Source organism: uncultured Bradyrhizobium sp., from assembly GCF_947648125.1.
Classification (GTDB): Bacteria; Pseudomonadota; Alphaproteobacteria; order Rhizobiales; family Xanthobacteraceae; genus Bradyrhizobium.
Map to the genome: position 1 here is coordinate 53,077 of NZ_CANSMR010000005.1, position 17,024 is coordinate 70,100.

Sequence of the window (17,024 nt, forward strand, 5' to 3'; positions counted from 1 at the left end):
TCGCAACGATGGTCCATAAGGGACGCCGCTACACTTAATCACCGTCAATGCTCGTTTGGCGCTCGGCTCTGATTTGCGATAGAGTGATCGCTGGATTGGATTGCATGCCATGGCGGAAGAGCGACCAATTCGGGTTGAGCGCAGGTTGGCAGCGATACTGGCCGCCGACGTGGCGGGCTACTCACGACTGATGCATAGCGACGAAGAGGCTACGCATTCCAGACTGATCGCGCTGCTAACGACCGCCATCGAGCCCGCGATTGCGGAGCACGGCGGTCGCATCGTGAAGAATACCGGTGACGGATTCTTAGCGGAGTTTCCAAGCGCAGTTGAAGCGGTCCGAGCTGCCATTCAGTTCCAGGCCTGCACCAAGGAGCTCACAACCGCTGATGCGGCAGACAGACGTATTGCCTTCCGCGTCGGCATCAATATTGGCGATGTGATAGCCGAACCTCATGACATCTTTGGAGACGGCGTCAACATTACGGCACGTCTTGAGAGCATCTCAGAGCCAGGCGGCATATGCATCTCCTCTTCGGTCCACGATCAAGTGCGGGGCAAGGTGAGGATTGAGTTCGTTGACTTGGGTGAGCAATCCCTCAGGAACATTGCACGCCCGGTCCGCGTCTTTGCACTTACGACGGGTGGGCAATCCTGCGAGGTTACATCATCTTACAGCGAAACGATTTCGCCTTCGCCGCCTCGCCTGTCTATCGTTGTGATGCCATTCAGCAACCTCAGCGGCGATCCGTCGCAAGACTATTTCGTTGATGGTGTAACCGAAAGCCTGACGACAGATTTGTCGCGCATCAGCGGCTCGTTTGTCATTGGCCGACACACGGCATTCACCTACAAAGGTAAAGCCGTCGATCTCAAGCAGGTCGGCCGCGAGTTGAGCGTGAATTACGTGCTTGAGGGATCCGTACAGCGAGGCGGCAATCGACTTCGCGTCAACGTTCGACTTGTAGACGCCGAAACCGGCTCGCATCTCTGGATGGATCGTTTCGACAAGCCGATCGCCGACCTGTTCGAGATGCAGGATGAAGTCACCGCAAGAATTGCCAGCGCGCTCGATGCCCAGCTTGTCGAAGCCGAAGCACGGCGAGCCGAGCGTTCTCCGCATCCCGATGCAATGGATTTGTGCTTCCAGGGTCGTCAATGCTTAAATCAAGGGCTTACGGATAAATACCTATCACATGCTCACGGCTTTTTCGAACGGGCATTGGCGCTCGAGCCCGAGAACATCGAAGCATTGGTCGGAATTGCGATGACAGACCTACTGACTGTCACAAATTTTATGCTCGACGACCGCGGCACGCGCCTCGCCGAAGCGGAAGCGATGCTAATCAAGGTGTTGTCGATGGCCCCGCGTCACGCCCGGGCGCTCGGTGTATTGGCTGCTCTGCACGCGTTCACCAATCGCGCGGCGCAGGCGATCGGGGAATACGAGCAAGCCCTCGAGCTTGATCGCAACTTCGCCGACGCCCACGCATTACTTGGATTTACGAAGGTCTTCATTGGTCGAGGCGCGGAAAGCGAGGCTCACATCCGCCATGCGCTCAGGCTTTCCCCACGCGACATCAATGCCTTTCGGTGGATGCACTTGCTTGGCGTCGTGAAGATGATCCTTGGCGCCGACGCCGAAGCGGTGGAGTGGCTACGCCGGTCTCTGGAAGCAAATCGAAATTTTCCAATCGCGCATTTCCAATTTGCTGCCGCACTAGCCCTCGCCGGATCTCTGGAGGAAGCACAAGCCGCTGCGCGCGCGGGATTTGCATTCGATCCGGATTTTGCGATTCGCCGAACGAAGGGGCTTTTCTTGAGTACTGACCCGACCTTTCGTGCCGGAAGCAAGCGCATCCGCGACGGAATGCTGATGGCCGGGATTCCTGCATAGTCATCGCGTTCTGGCTCGGAAGCAGTCGTCACGAACTCGCTTGGGTGAGGGATATCCATCCACGCGCACCTCGCCCGCGGAGACATACCCCTCATCCGGCAGCCTTCGGCTGCCACCTTCTCCCACAAGGGGAGAAGGTGATCTCGCAAGATCCCCTCAGCATCGCCAGCACACGCCAGCGGAAGAACGTGGTGTCCGGCGGCGGCGACAGATCAGGTGTCCAGCCGCTGATCTTGTCCAGCGAATAAGTATCCATCATCATGCCGCGCCAGCTCCGCGGCACGCGTTCCAGCGGCTGGCGCACCGCTGAGGTCTCGTTCCATAGCGGCAGGTTGTTCTCGGGCTCGCGCCCGACATAGATGCCGACGTGATCCCTGATCATGCCGATGCCGGGATCGGCAAAGCCCTGGAAGCGGCCGCGCTCGTTGACCTCGACGACCGGCACGCGCCCGCGCAGCATCCAGCGCAGCATCGCATAGGTGCGGTAATCCGTGGTCGCGACCCAGGTCGCGCCGGTCGCCTGCACCTGCGCCAGGGTATGCGCAGCCACCACGTCGTAGCCCGATTCAGTGCCGATCGGATCGGTGCGGCCGATCAGATTCCACGGCGCGAACATGTAATAGAGGAACACGCAGACCACGAAGGCGATGCCCGATGTGATCGCGGTCCGCGCCCAGGACACGGTCGATTTGACGAGCCCGACCGACCAGCCCTCGAACGGCATCCGCGTGACATTGATGGCGACCGCCGCAAATCCCGCCGGCCACAGGAACATCGGCCAGGTGTCGCCGACCCGCAAGGTCAGCGACTTCCAGAGGAAATAGACGAACGGCACCAGCACCGCGGTTGCCAGCAGGATCGCGACCGGCTCGCGCCTGGCATAACCGCGCCACGCCGTCAGCACTGTGCCGAACAGCGTCACCGGCAGCAGCACGAAACCGACCAGGCCGAATTGCATGCCGATGAACTCGCCGAGCGTGCGGAACGTAAGATCGCGCTCGACGGTGGCGCGCACCGCCTGGAAGCGGAACGAAGCCCAGTCATGCTCCGCGTTCCAGATCAAGACCGGCGAGAACGCGACGATCGCGATCAGCGCAGCCAAGTACGGATACGGACTGCGCAGCCAGCGCCAGCGCCAGTCCGGCACCAGCGCGAAGGCGAGCACCGCCGGCGCGAACATGATCGCGGTGAATTTCGACAGCAGCGATAGCCCGGCGAACAGCCCCGCGGCGAGCCACCAGCGCCCGTCATTGCTCTGCGCGAGCCGCACCAGCGACCACAGCATCGCGACCGAAAACGGGATCAGCGCGGTGTCGGGCGCGACCTTGGCCATTAATAATCCGTAATAGAGCGCTGCCTCCGGCAGCAGCAGCGCCAACATCACGGCACGGACATTGTTTGATGTCACGCGGCGGACGATGTCCGCGAGCAGGAGCTGGGTGGCCAGCATCGCCACGATGCCACCGAGGCGGACGCCGAGATTGGTGTCGCCGAGGATCGCGGTGCCGAAGCGGATGAACCAGGCGACCATCGGCGGATGGTCGAGGAACGACAGCACGTTTTCCTTCGACCAGGTCCAGTAATAGGCCTCGTCGGTGCGCAGATCGAGCGCATGGGCATAGACCAGCCGCATCGCGGTCATGGCAACGATAACGGCGATGGCGCCACGCCAATCCGGCGCGCGCGCACGGGCCGGCTTAACGCTGATGTTATCGGCTCCGGATTGGGCTTGGGCTATCGTCACGGCACCTTTTGTTCGACTCTTAACGGAGTGTCAACGTGCCGCACGGCCCGCTACCGCGGCCCGTCCGGACTCGCGGCGGTGTTCAGCGCGGGAATTAAGCACTAGAATTGCCGATATGAATCACATGGCCTCCCCCTCGCGCGAACATTTGCAGGAAATGGCCCGCGGCATCGGCCAGCGGCAGGTTCGCCTGGTCACGGGGGCGATCATGTTCGCCTACCTGATCAGCCATTTCCTCAACCACGCGCTCGGCAATATCTCGACGGACGCAATGGCCATCGGGGTGCACTACCACACCGAATTCTGGCAGTTCCTGCCGGTCGCGATCGTGTTCTACGGCGCCTGCCTGGTGCACACCGGCCTCGGCGTCTGGGCGCTGTATCAGCGCCGCGAGTTCCGCTGGAAGGCGATCGAGCCGCTGCAGCTGGTGCTCGGCCTGAGCATCCCGGTCTTCATCATCATCCACATCCTCGGCGTGCGGCTCGGCCAGACCCTGTACGGGCACGAAAAGCTCTACCCGCAGGAGCTCTACACCTTCTTCATCGCCTCGCCGGTCCGGCTCTGGCTGATGTTCGCGGTGCTGCTGATTGCCTGGGTGCATGGCTGCATCGGGCTGTATTTCTGGCTGCGGCTGCGCGCGTTCTTCCAGTGGGCCGCGCCGTTCCTGCTGGCCACAGCCGTGCTGATCCCGACGCTGGCAATGCTCGGCATCTATCAGGGCGGCCGCGCCACCATCGAGGACTATCAGGATCCCGACTGGCGGCGCGAGGAGCTCTCGGTGCAGAAGCTCGGCACGGCGGCCCAGGCTGCCACGCTCGGGAAGATCACGGATGATCTGACGATCGGCTATCTCGGCCTGCTCGGCCTTGTGCTGCTGGCGCGCGGCGCGCGTGCCCTGCTTGAGCGCCGCGGCGGCACGATCGCGCTGTCCTATGGCAACGGCCGCACGCTCCGGGTGCCGAAGGGACTGAGCGTGCTGGAAGCGAGCCTGCGCTACAACGTTCCGCATGCGAGCGTCTGCGGCGGCCGTGCGCGCTGCTCGACCTGCCGCATCCGGATCATCGGCGATCACGCCCAACTGCCCGAGCCCTCGCCGCGCGAAGCCTTCGTGCTGCACCGGGTCGGCACCGACGATCCGTCGATCCGGCTGGCCTGCCAGCTGCGGCCGACCGGCGACCTGACCTTCTTCCAGTTGTTCCTGCCGCACACGATGTCGGCGAACGCACAGGCCGCCAATCCGACACGGGTCGGCCAGGAGCGTTACCTCGTCAGCATGTTCGTCGACATGCGCGGCTCGACGCAGCTTGCCGAGAAGCGGCTGCCGTTCGACACCGTGTTCATCGTCAACCGCTTCCTCGGCGCGGTGTCGCAGGCGGTGCTGGAAGCCGGCGGACGGCCCAACCAGTTCATCGGCGACGGCATGCTGGCGCTGTTCGGGCTCAGCACCGACCGGCAGGTGGCCTGCCGCCAGGCGCTGCGCGCAGCAGGGCTGATCGCAGCCAATATCGACGAGCTGAACCAGTTTCTGAGCCACGATTTGCGCGAGCCGATCCGCTTCGGCATCGGCATCCATGGCGGCGAGGTGATCGTCGGCGACATCGGCTATCGCGATCACATGGTGTTCACCGCGCTCGGCGACGCCGTCAACGTCGCGGCACGGCTGCAGGACATGACGAAGGCGCTGGCCTGCGAGGCGGTCATCTCCGACGAGGTGCGTGCCACCGCAGGGCTCGCCGACGATGCCCTGCCGGCACAGGAGGTCGCGATCCGCGGCCGCAACGAGCCGATGACCGTGCGCACCGTCGAGGCGACGCGCGTCCTGTCCGCGCTGGTCGACGACCGGCGTGCCGTCGCGGCCTGACCGGTTCATCTCCCCCTTTACCGAATGTGACCTGCCGCACATCCGAAGCTGCGTTCAGCAGAGATGCTCGAACGCGCCCGGTGCCGGATGCGACTGACTGGCGATGGGTAACACTGCAACCGCGCCGCGACAGCGTTCAACGCGCATCTGAAGGAGACGACCATGCTTCGCAAAGTCACGCTTGCTCTCGCGACTGCCGCAACGCTCGCTGCCGCCGCGCTGGCGCCGACCTCGGCTTCGGCCAAACCGTTCTTCTGGCATCCGTATCACCATCACTTCTGGGGCGGCCCGGGCATCTCCGTCGGCTTCGTCGACTCCGGCTGCTACGTCACCCGCCTGGTGATGACGCCCTACGGCTATCGCTATCGCACCGTGAACGTCTGCTACTGATCGAGCCTTCTGCCTGGATGGAAATGCCCCGGTCGCCAAATGCGACCGGGGCTTCTCGTTGTTGCGACGCAACGCTGCGAAAGCTCAATTGACTTGCAGTTGTCAGGTGCGACATTTGTCGCCGCGCGCATTCCATGATGCGAAGGCGCGCAAGGCAAGGTGAGCCTGGTGATGACCAGCTCACGACAGAACAGCTTCGGAGGAAGCGGAATGCTCGATCGACGAGACTTGATGAAGCGCGCCGGGTTGGCCGCTTTGGTGACGGGGCTGGGATCAAGGGGCGCATTGGCCCTCGACACCGTGACGCTGCCCTTCGGCAATGGCGAACGGCCGCTGGTGCGCTACCCGCAGAAGCGCCCGATGATCGGCCTGACCGCCCGGCCGCCGCAGCTGGAAACGCCGTTTGCGGTCTTCAACGACGGGCCGCTCACACCCAACAACGCGTTCTTCGTCCGCTATCACCTCGCTGGCATCCCCTACGATCTCGATCCGGACAAGTTCACGCTGGAGATCAAGGGCAAGGTCGACAAACCGCTGAAGCTATCGCTGAAGGATATCCGGAAGCTGAAGGCGACCGAGCTCGTCGCCGTCAACCAGTGTTCCGGCAACAGCCGCGGCTTCTTCAATCCGCGCGTCGCCGGCGGCCAACTCGGCAACGGCGCGATGGGCTGTGCACGCTGGCACGGCGTACCTCTGAAGACCGTGCTCGACATGGCCGGTGTGCAGGCCGGCGCCAAGCAGGTCACCTTCAATGGCATGGATGGCCCCGTGATGGAGACGACGCCTGACTTCGTGAAGGCGCTCGACATCGACCATGCGCGCGACGGCGAGGTGATGCTGGCCTGGGGCATGAACGGCGAGGACCTGCCGTTCCTCAACGGCTTCCCGCTCCGCCTCGTGGTGCCCGGCTATTACGGCACCTATTGGGTGAAGCACCTCAACGAGATCACCGTGATCGACAACGTCTTCGACGGCTTCTGGATGAAATCCGCCTACCGGATTCCGGATACGCCGAACAACGCGGTCGAGCCCGGCACCGCGCCGAAGGCGACGATCCCGATCAATCGATTCACGGTGCGCTCGTTCATCACCAGCGTTGCCGACGGCGCCAAGCTGAAGGCCGGCCGCACCACGCTGCGCGGCATCGCCTTCGACGGCGGCAAGGGCATCAAGGAGGTCGTGGTCTCGACTGACGGCGGCAAGAGCTGGACACCGGCCAAGCTCGGCAAGGATCTCGGCAAGTATGCCTTCCGGGAATGGAAGCTGAAGGTCGCGCTCCCGGCCGGCCCCTCGGACCTGAAGGTGCGCGCCACCAACAATGCCGGCGACACCCAGCCGATGGATCCGTTGTGGAATCCCGCCGGCTATCTGCGCAACGTCGTCGAAACCGTGCGCGTCACCGCGGCGTGAGGAGAAGCATCATGACCAGCAAGCTGCTTCCCTGCCTCGCCGCGATCGCCATGCTGTCGATCGGGGCTACGATGGCCGCACCCGTCAACTACACGCTTCCAGAGGAGACCGCGGCCTTCAAACCGGGTCCCAACCTCGACGTGGTGCAGAACAACTGCACCGCCTGCCACTCGGCCGACTACATCAAGACCCAGCCGCAGGGCGAGAAGTTCAAGAAGGACTTCTGGCAGGCCGAGGTGACCAAGATGATCAAGGTCTACGGCGCGCCGATCGACCAGGCCGACGTCGGCAAGATCGTCGAGTATCTCTCCGCGACCTATTGAAGCGCGATTGGTTCATCCCCGCGCGCCGGCCGAAGGCCCGCGCGCGGGGCCACCGATCCAATTCGGTTCAGGGGAACCGATCTCTTTTTTGCAGCGCATCAATTGACCACGAAACAGGCAATCCGGCGCCTAAACCCTGCAAAGCGGGTTGTTTCCGGGCAAAAACACACCGTGGTTTGATCTACCCAGCTTTTTTCAAACTGCTATCCTGTGAGGTACGGACAAGCCGGTTTGTGCGGGGACCGACTGGTCTGTTTTCGATTGATTCCGCGGAGACGACTGGAATGCCCAAAGGTACAGTGAAGTGGTTCAACCCGACCAAGGGTTATGGATTCATCCAGCCCGCTACAGGCGGCAAGGACATTTTCGTTCATATTTCAGCAGTTCAGAAGGCCGGTCTTCAGAGCCTCAACGAAGGCCAGTCTGTTGAATACGAAGAGATTGCCAATCGCGGCAAGACATCAGCCGAGAACCTCAAGGTCTAGCGCATCGCGCGAGATCCAGCGGCGCACTCTCGGACACGATCCGGGAGTGAGGGCCGATCCAACATCACACGACGTGACGTTCGGCGGAGCGGGCACGGCGCCCGCGCGCCACGGCGTTGAATTTTTTCGGCCGCCATCGATCGCGTGCCGCTATTGGCCATTTGACCGTCACATCCGGTACCGCCCAATTGCTGTGGCCCGCTGCGCGTGAGCCTCACCGACAATCGCGGGATGTGTCTTTCTCCGTCATGCCCTGGGCTTTGACGAAAAATGCTGCGCCGTGAACGGAACGCGTGCGGCAGGAACGTTCAACCGTTCAGTCTTCCGTCACCCACTTGGCGACGGTCATGACGTCAGGCGGTTGCAGATAGCCGCGGGGCCAGAGATCGACGGCCCATTCCACCTTGGTTGCGCGCTCGAGCAGAACCGCGGTGTTATGCGGCGTTTGCCCCAACGAAAATCCGCGGTAGTGGGGATCTCCGACGTCGTGGAACTTGAACAGATTCCACGACTGCATCACCAGCATCAGGCTGGTCGTGTTGCGCGTGGTGTCCCAGCAATCGTAATTGTGCTTGTCGTCGTTGGCGCGGAAGTCCGCTTTCGCCACGCGCTTGTCGGTGCCGAGGATCGGCCCCATCCGGCGGTCGAACCAGATCACGGCCTTCTGCACGGCCGCGCGTTCGGCGGCTGCGTTGGCGCGGCCCGTGGCCATGATCCTAGCCAGGGCCGCCCTGTCGGCCGCGCCGAAGTCGAGCATCTCGCGGCGCCGGCAGACGAAGCCGTAACACACCGTCATCGTCGAGGCCGACGGCGGATAGATCGAGACCGACGTATAGAGCTGCATGATGCCGGAGCTGAGCTCGGCCGCGCGGGACGGCGCCATCGCGGACAGCGACAAGATGGCTGCGCATAACGCGCCGGCAAGCTCGGTTCGCTTCGCACGTATCGGCTGATTGGCATCGTCCATGTCGCGGCCCCCAATTGGGGGGAGAATTATCGCGGGCGCGTCACGATGCCAAGACATCCTGCGCATGGCTGTGGATCAGATCCGGAGCATATCAGCCGACCGGCAGCGGGGCGTCGCGCTTGACTTCCTCCATCACCGCGTAGGTTCGCGTCTCGCGCACACCCGGCAGCGCCAGCAGGGTCTCGCCGAGAAACCTGCGATAGGCGGTCATGTTGGCGACGCGCGCCTTGACCAGATAGTCGAAGCCGCCGGCCACCATGTGACACTCCAGCACTTCCGGCGCGGTCTGAACCGCCTTGGCGAAGCGCTCGAACACATCGGGCGTGGTCTTGTCGAGCAGCACCTCGACGAACACCAACAGACCGAGCCCGAGCCGGTGCGGATTGAGCCGCGCCCCATAGCCCTCGACGAAGCCGTCGCGCTGCAGCCGCTTCAGCCGTTCGCCGACCGAGGTCGGCGACAGACCGATCCTCTCGGCCAGTTCCACATTGGCAATCCGGCCATCCCCTTGCAGGATCGAGAGGATTTTGCGGTCTATCTTGTCTATCTCTGTCATATTCACGGCAATAATTGAATTGATCCTTATTTTCTAAGGCAAATCTGCTAATTTGTCTATCGAACTACGGTGCGACCGCGCGTAGGTGTTCCCGTGCAGCCTCAAGGAACCGCCAAGGAACCATCATGCCAGACCCGTCCCCGCTCCCGCCGTCATTCAGCGCGTCCTACGTCCCCGATGACACCGCGATCGCCGGCCGCCTGCGCCAGGATGCCAGGCTCGGCGCAGACCAGGAGGCCAGGGTCGACCGCACTGCGCGGCGCCTGATCGAGGCGATCAGAGCCAACGACGATCCACTCGGCGGGGTCGAGGACATGCTGCGCGAGTTCGCGCTGTCGACCAAGGAGGGCCTGGCGCTGATGGTGCTGGCGGAGGCGCTGCTCCGGGTGCCCGACGCGCGCACCGCCGACCAGTTCATCGAGGACAAGCTCGCCCAGGGCGACTTCGTCAACCACGAGACCAGATCGAGCGCGTTCATGGTCAATGCCTCGGCCTGGGCGCTCGGCATGTCGGCCCGCGTGATCCAACCCGGCGAGACGCCGCAGGGCACGATCGGGCGGCTGACCAAGCGGCTCGGCGCGCCGGCGGTGCGCGCCGCGACGCGGCAGGCGATGCGGCTGATGGGCAGCCATTTCGTGCTCGGCGAGACCATCGAGGCGGCGCTGTCGCGGGCGCAAGCACACACGGCGCGCGGCTCGCGCTATTCCTTCGACATGCTTGGCGAGGGCGCCCGCACCGCCGACGATGCCCGCCGCTATTTCGAATCCTACGCCCGCGCGATCGACGCAATCGGCAAGGCGGCCGGCGATCAGGCCCTGCCCGACCGGCCCGGCATCTCGGTCAAGCTCTCCGCGCTGCATCCGCGCTTCGAGGCGGTCAGTCACGCCCGGGTGATGACCGAGCTGGTGCCGCAACTGATCGATCTTGCGCGCCGCGCCAAGGCGTTCGACCTCAACTTCACCGTCGATGCCGAGGAAGCCGACCGGCTGGAGTTGTCGCTCGACGTCATCGCCGCCGCGTTCGCCGATCCGTCGTTCGCCGGCTGGAGCGGCTTTGGGCTTGCGATCCAGGCCTATCAGAAGCGAGCGGCTGAGGTGATCGACTATATCGATGCGCTGACGCGCGCGCTCGACCGCAGGATGATGGTGCGCCTGGTCAAGGGCGCCTATTGGGACACCGAGATCAAGCGTGCGCAGGAGCGCGGGCTCGACGGCTATCCGGTGTTCACCCGCAAGGCGATGACCGATCTGAACTATGTCGCCTGCGCGCGAAAGCTGCTGGCGCTGCGGCCGCGACTGTTTCCGCAATTCGCCACCCACAACGCGCTGACGGTCGCGACCATCCTTGAACTGTCAGACGATCCCGCGAGTTTCGAATTCCAGCGGCTGCACGGCATGGGCGAAGCGCTCTACGCCCAGCTCGGCGACGACAGGCCGGAGATCGCCCATCGCACCTATGCCCCGGTCGGCAGTCACCGCGACCTGCTCGCCTATCTGGTGCGCCGGCTGCTCGAGAACGGTGCCAACTCGTCGTTCGTGGCGCTGGCGGCGGACAATCGCGTATCCATCGTGGACCTGCTGCGCCGCCCGGCCGAGATCATCGGCGCCGACGACTACGCGGCCCACTCGGGAATTCCGCTGCCGGCCGATCTCTATCGGCCGCAGCGCGAGAATTCGCACGGCATCGAATTCGGCGAGCGAAAGGCGCTCGACGCACTGACGTCTTCGATTGCCGTCGAACCCAAGGCGGCGTCAGGCATGGTCGCGACATCGACGGTCGAACAGGCGAATGCCGCGGTCGCTGCCGCCCGCGGTGGCTTCAAGGCGTGGGATGGCACGCCGGCCGCCCAACGTGCGGCGATCCTCGACAAGGCCGCGGACCTGCTCGAGCAACGCCGCGCGCACTTCCTCGCCTTGCTGCAGAGCGAAGGCGGCAAGACGCTCGACGACGCACTCTCAGAGGTGCGCGAGGCGATCGACTTTTGCCGCTACTACGCAGCGCTCGGCCGGAAGCTGTTCGGGCAGGGCGAGGCGATGCCCGGACCGACCGGCGAAAGCAACATGCTGGAATTGCGCGGCCGCGGCGCCTTCGTCGCGATCTCGCCGTGGAATTTCCCGCTCGCGATCTTCCTCGGCCAGGTGACGGCGGCGCTGATGGCCGGCAATGCGGTGATCGCAAAGCCGGCCGAGCAGACCCCGCGCATCGCAGCCGAGGCCGTCGCCCTGCTGCATCAGGCCGGCGTGCCTGAAACGGCGTTGCATCTGGTCCAGGGCGACGGCACGGCCGGCGCCGCGCTGGTCAGCCATCCCGCCATTGCCGGCGTGGTCTTCACCGGCTCGACGGAGGTGGCGCGATCGATCAACCGGACGCTTGCGGCCAAGGACGGCCCGATCGTGCCGCTGATCGCCGAGACCGGCGGCATCAATGCGATGATCGTCGATGCCACCGCGCTGCCCGAGCAGGTTGCCGATGACGTTGTCACCTCCGCGTTCCGTTCCGCCGGTCAGCGCTGCTCGGCGCTGCGGCTGCTGTTCGTGCAGGATGACGTCGCCGACCGTATGATCGAGATGATCGCGGGCGCCGCACGCGAACTGAAGATCGGCGATCCCACGCAACCGTCGACGCACATCGGACCGGTGATCGATGCGGAAGCCAAGCAGCGGCTCGACGCGCATATCGCGCGGATGAAGCAGGAAGCACGGGTGCATCTCGCCGGCGAGGCGCCGGCCGGCAATTTCGTCGCCCCGCATATCTTCGAACTGTCGGCGGCAAGTCAGCTGCGTGAGGAGGTTTTCGGCCCGATCCTGCATGTCGTGCGCTACCGCGCCGAGCGGCTCGGCGACGTGCTGGCTGCGATCGAGATAACTGGATTTGGGCTGACGCTCGGCATCCATTCGCGCATCGACGACACGATCGAGCACGTGATCGACCGTCTCCAGGTCGGCAACATCTATGTCAACCGCAACATGATCGGTGCAGTCGTCGGCGTGCAGCCGTTCGGGGGCAGCGGCCTCTCCGGCACCGGCCCGAAGGCCGGCGGCCCGCACTACCTGACGCGCTTCGCCACCGAGCAGACGATCACAATCAACACCGCCGCCGCGGGCGGCAATGCCGCGCTGATGGCGGGCGTGGAGTGAGAGGCGCACCCTCCCCTGGAGGGGGAGGGTCGGATCACAATGAGCGAAGCGAATGTGAGACGGGGTGGGGTGATCTCTCAACACGGACACTGTTCACGTGGAGAGACCGTCACCCCACCCCGCCGCTCATTTCATTCGCGTCGACCCTCCCCCTCCAGGGGAGGGTGAAAAAGAGGGTAAGAAAGTGCCGTTGCATCGTGCCCCCGAGATGGGTCAAATGGCGATCCGATCGGGATCATCGCACACGATAATTCCAGCTACCGGAAAAACACCAACAAGCGCCACGGGAGCGACGGCACGATGGAAAAAGGCATTTTTGACGGGCTCAAGGTCCTGGATTGCGCGAGCTTCATCGCGGCGCCCGCGGCCGCCACCGTGCTGTCCGACTTCGGCGCCGACGTCATCAAGATCGAGCCGCCCGGCGCCGGCGACCCCTACCGCAATCTGCCCAACCTGCCCGGCTATCCCGCGAGCGAGCACAATTTCGCGTGGATGCTCGAGGCCCGCAACAAGAAGAGCCTCGCGCTCGACCTCACCAAATCAGACGCCCAGCAAGTGCTCTACAAGCTCGTCGCCGAAGCCGACGTGTTCATCACCAACATGCCGCCGCAGGTGCGCCAGAAGCTCGGCATCACCTACGATCATCTTGCCCATCTCAACGACCGGCTGATCTATGCTTCCTTCACCGGTTACGGCGAGAAGGGCGAAGAGGCCAACAAGCCCGGATTCGACTCCAACGCCTATTGGGCCCGCTCCGGCCTGATGGATCTGGTACGCGCCGACGAGGACACCACGCCGGCCCGCTCGGTCGCCGGCATGGGCGATCACCCCTGCGCGATGGCGTTCTACGGCGCGATCGTCACCGCGCTGTTCCAGCGCGAGAAGACCGGCAAGGGCTCGCATGTCTCGACCAATTTGATGGCCAACGGCATCTGGGCCAACGGCGTACTGGCGCAGGCCAAGCTCGTCGGCGCCAAGTTCAAGAAGCGCAAGCCGCGCGAAGAGGCGCTGAACGCGGTCACCAACCACTACAAATGCAAGGACGGTCGCTGGCTGATCCTGTCGCTGCTCAACGAGGACCGGCAGTGGCCGACCTTGGCGCGCTGCATGGGCCGCGAGGACCTCGTCGCCGATGCGCGCTTCGCCACCAAGGCGGACCGCCATGCGCGCTCGGTCGAGCTGATCAAGATCTTCGACGAGGTGTTCGCCGGCAAGGACCTCGCCGAATGGCGCAAGATCCTCGACGGCAACGGCCTGGTGTTCGGCGTCGTCGGCATCCTCGACGACATCCCAAACGACAAGCAGATGATCGAGAACGAAGTGCTGGTGCGCTTCGAGAACGACACCATGCTGACCGTCAACAGTCCGATCTTCATCGACGGCGCCAGGAAGGTGCAGCCGCGCAAGCCGCCCGAGGTCGGCGAGCACTCCGACGAGATCCTGCGCCAGGCCGGCTACGACGAAGCCACGATCCAGAAGCTGCGCGCGTCCGGCGCGGTGGCGTAGCCACATCAACCTCGGTCGTCATTGCGAGTGATGCGCGCGATCGCTCCGCACAACGACATCTGTAGCCCGGATGCAGCGAAGCGAAATCCGGGGCCCGCCTTGCAACCAGATCGAGCCGTCCCGGATTGCGCTGCGCTCCATCCGGGCTACGTAGTCCGCGAGTTTTCCTTCATCGGAAGGCGCCCAACATGCCCCGCTATCGCCTGCACTACTTCCCGGAATCCGGCAACAGCTACAAGCTCGCGCTGATGCTCACGCTGTGCGGCGAGACGTTCGAGCCGGTGTGGACCGATTTCGGCGGCGGCGTGACCCGGACCGCGCAATGGCGCGCCACCGTGAACGAGATGGGTGAGATCCCGGTGCTCGAGGTCGACGGCGAACGGCGCACCCAGACCGCGCCGATCCTGCTGCAGCTTGCCGAGCAATACGGAAAATTCGGAGGCGAAACGCCGGCGGAGACATTCGAGCTGTTGCGCTGGCTGTTCTGGGACAACCAGAAACTCTCCGGCTACATGGCGACCTACCGCTTCATGCGCACCTTCACGCCGTCAGCCGATCCGAAGGTGCTGAAATATTTTCGCGCGCGGCTCGACGATTTCCTCGGCATCCTCGACCAGCATGTCGGCGACAACGCCTTCATGATCGGGGCGCGGCCGACGGTGTCGGATTTCTCGATGATGGCCTATCTGCATTATCCCGGCGACGAGACCGGCTACGATTTCGCGACCAGCCATCCCAACATCAGCGCCTGGCTCGGCCGCATCGCCGCCCTGCCCGGCTGGAAGTCGGCCTATGACCTGCTGCCCGGCCCGCGCCTGAAGCACTATGCTTGAGTCTTGACGCGTTTTCTTCACGCGAACCGGTGCCCACCTCGCTTGAAAACGCTATGGCGAATCAGCGCTTCAGCCAGGACCAGACAACGGCCACAACGATGATGCCGATGATGACCGCAAGCCCGATCGCCCAGCTGCTGACGCGGACGGCGCTGACCGCCTGACGCTCGGCCTCGTTGGCCGCGATCTCGCGGTTGCGCTGCTTGTCCTGCTCGGGAGCACTCATCGGCCGGTCTCCGCTGAAGGGCTGGGCTGTTCGGGTCGTGGTCGCGAACCGCAATGTAGCATCAAATAATGACGCGCAGCCGCTTCGGCTCCGGCTGGAATTACCGCCCCTTCACGAAGCACATCCCCATGCGTGAGGTCTTCCCCGCGACCTGGCACGCGAGGCCTTCGGCGCAGGTCCAGCCGCGAAAGCTGCGGTCGGTCTCGGCCGGCCTGGCGCCCGGCAGATAGCAATGCGCGCCCCAGCCATCGCTGTATTCGGTGCCGGCGAGCTCGGCGCTGGCGCGCAGTTGCGGCCGGTTGGAGAAGCCGCGCGAGAAGTCCGGCGCCTTGCCGTCGCGGAAGCTTGCGAGGATGTCGCGGCGGCGGACCTGATCGCCGAAGAAATGCGGCGAGGCCGGCACCACGGTGGAGTTCGATGGCTTTGCCGCCATCCAGTCGACGCCGGGGAAATGGAAGCCGCCAATGCCGCGGGTCTGGTGGCAGCCGGCGCAGGTGACATCGTTGAGGCGCCGCTCGAAGCCGGCCAGCGACTGGATGTTTTGCAGCTTCGTCCCGTTGGCCGCGGCCTTCTGCAACGCGCCGACAACGTCACCTTCCGAGAACACCGCCGGGCCGGCCGTCCCCTCGCCCTGCACCATCCCGAACTCCGGCTCCAGCTCACTGACGTCGAAACCGGTCGGGGTCGGCGCAACCGCGCCGCGCGCGAGGAATTTGTCGGGAATCAGCAAGATGCCGCGATCGAGCTCGGCAAAATGCCTGGGATCGAGCAGCCACGCCTTGAAGGCGCGCTTCAGCGCCTCGTCAGCCAGAATGCGATCGCGGTCGATCTGGTTCTCCAGCGGCGCCTCGGCAAAGCGTTTTGCCGCGCCGTCATAGTCGAACACTTTCAGGAGATAGTCGGTACGGAAGTCGCGCACCGCGGATTTCGGCGCGTGCGCGATCTGCAGATTGGTCTCGATGCGATCGATATTCCGCGCATCGACCAGGTCGAGCGGCCCGTCCTTGCCGAACAGGCTGTCCATCGCCGGCGGCGCGCTGGCGGTCGCGAGCCAGCGCCGCGCGATGTCGCGGCAGCTGAGCGAGGCATCGTTGCCGTCGCCCTTCGCCTTCAGCACCAGGTTCAGCGTCATCGGCAGCCGCTGCGACACCGCGTTCTCGCCGATCAGTGGGACGTCGGTGCGGGTCAGCCGATAGATCAGCCGGATCTCGCCGCAATCTTTCGGCGCCACATAGGCGCGGTCCATGCGGTTGACGATGCCTGACAGCACGAAGCGAACATCAGGGGATTCAAACAGCGCACGGTCGAACAGCTGGAATGCAAAGCCATCGCCGACGCCGATGCTCTCGTTCGGCAAGCCTGCCTTGTGCTTCGCGATATAGCGATCGAACTCGCGGTCGAGCGCCTCGCGCACCGGCACCATCGCAGGCAACCCGAACAGATCGCGGTTCGACAGCGGCGCATCGGCGGAACGTTCCGGCGCGAGCATCCGGCCGAGACCGAAGCGGCCATGATCGAGCTCGCGCAGGATCGCGGGATCGATCACCGCCGTGCCGCGCTCGAGCGCGCGATCCTCGGCGGCACGCGCCGGCACGGCGCCACCGAGCAGAACGGACATCACGAGGAGGCATTTCAGCGCGCGGCTCATGCCCCACTAACACCGCACGGCAAACCCTATTCAAGAAAAAA

Annotated in this window: 14 protein-coding genes; 9 read left to right on the top strand and 5 right to left on the bottom strand. The window is 64.3% G+C overall.

Translation table 11 applies throughout. The features are described from left to right. Positions 1-109 precede the first annotated feature (109 nt). Positions 110-1,897 (top strand): adenylate/guanylate cyclase domain-containing protein, encoded by a 1,788-nt coding sequence (locus Q0030_RS11820; RefSeq protein WP_298366779.1) that lies wholly within the window; start codon positions 110-112, stop codon positions 1,895-1,897. A 91-nt stretch (positions 1,898-1,988) separates the two neighbouring features. Here the strand turns inward: Q0030_RS11820 and Q0030_RS11825 are convergent, their stop codons facing one another. After that, complete coding sequence (locus Q0030_RS11825) at positions 1,989-3,539, bottom strand: glycosyltransferase family 39 protein (RefSeq protein ID WP_298367309.1); 1,551 nt, start codon at positions 3,537-3,539, stop codon at positions 1,989-1,991. Positions 3,540-3,765: 226 nt separating this feature from the next. Here Q0030_RS11825 and Q0030_RS11830 point away from each other — a divergent pair, with 226 nt between their 5' ends. From Q0030_RS11830 to Q0030_RS11850, 5 genes are all read left to right on the top strand, one after another. Next, positions 3,766-5,502: an adenylate/guanylate cyclase domain-containing protein gene (locus Q0030_RS11830; RefSeq protein ID WP_298366781.1), complete on the top strand. Its 1,737-nt coding sequence runs from the start codon at positions 3,766-3,768 to the stop codon at positions 5,500-5,502. Between the two features lie 162 nt (positions 5,503-5,664). Then, complete coding sequence (locus Q0030_RS11835) at positions 5,665-5,892, top strand: hypothetical protein (protein ID WP_176529489.1); 228 nt, start codon at positions 5,665-5,667, stop codon at positions 5,890-5,892. Positions 5,893-6,102: 210 nt separating this feature from the next. Next, positions 6,103-7,302 (top strand): molybdopterin-dependent oxidoreductase, encoded by a 1,200-nt coding sequence (locus tag Q0030_RS11840; protein ID WP_298366787.1) that lies wholly within the window; start codon positions 6,103-6,105, stop codon positions 7,300-7,302. A gap of 11 nt (positions 7,303-7,313) precedes the next feature. After that, complete coding sequence (locus tag Q0030_RS11845; protein WP_298366789.1) at positions 7,314-7,625, top strand: cytochrome c; 312 nt, start codon at positions 7,314-7,316, stop codon at positions 7,623-7,625. A gap of 284 nt (positions 7,626-7,909) precedes the next feature. Further along, a complete protein-coding gene (locus Q0030_RS11850; RefSeq protein WP_021079749.1) occupies positions 7,910-8,110 on the top strand; it encodes a cold-shock protein in 201 nt (66 codons plus the stop codon). 316 nt (positions 8,111-8,426) lie between these two features. Here the strand turns inward: Q0030_RS11850 and Q0030_RS11855 are convergent, their stop codons facing one another. Together Q0030_RS11855 and Q0030_RS11860 are read right to left on the bottom strand one after the other, a co-directional pair. After that, on the bottom strand, positions 8,427-9,077 hold the full coding sequence (locus Q0030_RS11855; protein WP_298366792.1) for a hypothetical protein: 651 nt from the start codon (positions 9,075-9,077) through the stop codon (positions 8,427-8,429). Positions 9,078-9,168: 91 nt separating this feature from the next. Further along, entirely contained in the window at positions 9,169-9,633 is a 465-nt protein-coding gene (locus Q0030_RS11860) for an Lrp/AsnC ligand binding domain-containing protein (RefSeq protein WP_223977468.1), read from the bottom strand. 125 nt (positions 9,634-9,758) lie between these two features. On the opposite strand from Q0030_RS11860, the gene putA reads away from it, so the two are divergent. From putA to Q0030_RS11875, 3 genes are all read left to right on the top strand, one after another. Then, on the top strand, positions 9,759-12,770 hold the full coding sequence (putA, locus tag Q0030_RS11865) for a bifunctional proline dehydrogenase/L-glutamate gamma-semialdehyde dehydrogenase PutA (RefSeq protein WP_298366796.1): 3,012 nt from the start codon (positions 9,759-9,761) through the stop codon (positions 12,768-12,770). Positions 12,771-13,070: 300 nt separating this feature from the next. Then, on the top strand, positions 13,071-14,276 hold the full coding sequence (locus Q0030_RS11870; RefSeq protein ID WP_298366798.1) for a CoA transferase: 1,206 nt from the start codon (positions 13,071-13,073) through the stop codon (positions 14,274-14,276). Between the two features lie 188 nt (positions 14,277-14,464). Continuing rightward, a complete protein-coding gene (locus Q0030_RS11875) occupies positions 14,465-15,109 on the top strand; it encodes a glutathione S-transferase family protein (RefSeq protein ID WP_298366801.1) in 645 nt (214 codons plus the stop codon). 61 nt (positions 15,110-15,170) lie between these two features. Here Q0030_RS11875 and Q0030_RS11880 read toward each other — a convergent pair whose 3' ends face one another. Continuing rightward, positions 15,171-15,335 (bottom strand): hypothetical protein, encoded by a 165-nt coding sequence (locus Q0030_RS11880; RefSeq protein WP_223977455.1) that lies wholly within the window; start codon positions 15,333-15,335, stop codon positions 15,171-15,173. Between the two features lie 100 nt (positions 15,336-15,435). Further along, positions 15,436-16,983 (bottom strand): hypothetical protein, encoded by a 1,548-nt coding sequence (locus Q0030_RS11885; protein ID WP_298366804.1) that lies wholly within the window; start codon positions 16,981-16,983, stop codon positions 15,436-15,438. Positions 16,984-17,024: the final 41 nt, after the last annotated feature.

Excerpts from the sequence above, each read along its gene's own strand:
- Q0030_RS11820 (WP_298366779.1), top strand. The coding sequence starts at position 110 with ATGGCGGAAGAGCGACCAATTCGGGTTGAGCGCAGGTTGGCAGCGATA.
- Q0030_RS11825 (WP_298367309.1), bottom strand. The coding sequence starts at position 3,539 with ATGACCGCGATGCGGCTGGTCTATGCCCATGCGCTCGATCTGCGCACC.
- Q0030_RS11830 (WP_298366781.1), top strand. The coding sequence starts at position 3,766 with ATGGCCTCCCCCTCGCGCGAACATTTGCAGGAAATGGCCCGCGGCATC.
- Q0030_RS11835 (WP_176529489.1), top strand. The coding sequence starts at position 5,665 with ATGCTTCGCAAAGTCACGCTTGCTCTCGCGACTGCCGCAACGCTCGCT.
- Q0030_RS11840 (WP_298366787.1), top strand. The coding sequence starts at position 6,103 with ATGCTCGATCGACGAGACTTGATGAAGCGCGCCGGGTTGGCCGCTTTG.
- Q0030_RS11845 (WP_298366789.1), top strand. The coding sequence starts at position 7,314 with ATGACCAGCAAGCTGCTTCCCTGCCTCGCCGCGATCGCCATGCTGTCG.
- Q0030_RS11850 (WP_021079749.1), top strand. The coding sequence starts at position 7,910 with ATGCCCAAAGGTACAGTGAAGTGGTTCAACCCGACCAAGGGTTATGGA.
- Q0030_RS11855 (WP_298366792.1), bottom strand. The coding sequence starts at position 9,077 with ATGGACGATGCCAATCAGCCGATACGTGCGAAGCGAACCGAGCTTGCC.
- Q0030_RS11860 (WP_223977468.1), bottom strand. The coding sequence starts at position 9,633 with ATGACAGAGATAGACAAGATAGACCGCAAAATCCTCTCGATCCTGCAA.
- putA (WP_298366796.1), top strand. The coding sequence starts at position 9,759 with ATGCCAGACCCGTCCCCGCTCCCGCCGTCATTCAGCGCGTCCTACGTC.
- Q0030_RS11870 (WP_298366798.1), top strand. The coding sequence starts at position 13,071 with ATGGAAAAAGGCATTTTTGACGGGCTCAAGGTCCTGGATTGCGCGAGC.
- Q0030_RS11875 (WP_298366801.1), top strand. The coding sequence starts at position 14,465 with ATGCCCCGCTATCGCCTGCACTACTTCCCGGAATCCGGCAACAGCTAC.
- Q0030_RS11880 (WP_223977455.1), bottom strand. The coding sequence starts at position 15,335 with ATGAGTGCTCCCGAGCAGGACAAGCAGCGCAACCGCGAGATCGCGGCC.
- Q0030_RS11885 (WP_298366804.1), bottom strand. The coding sequence starts at position 16,983 with ATGAGCCGCGCGCTGAAATGCCTCCTCGTGATGTCCGTTCTGCTCGGT.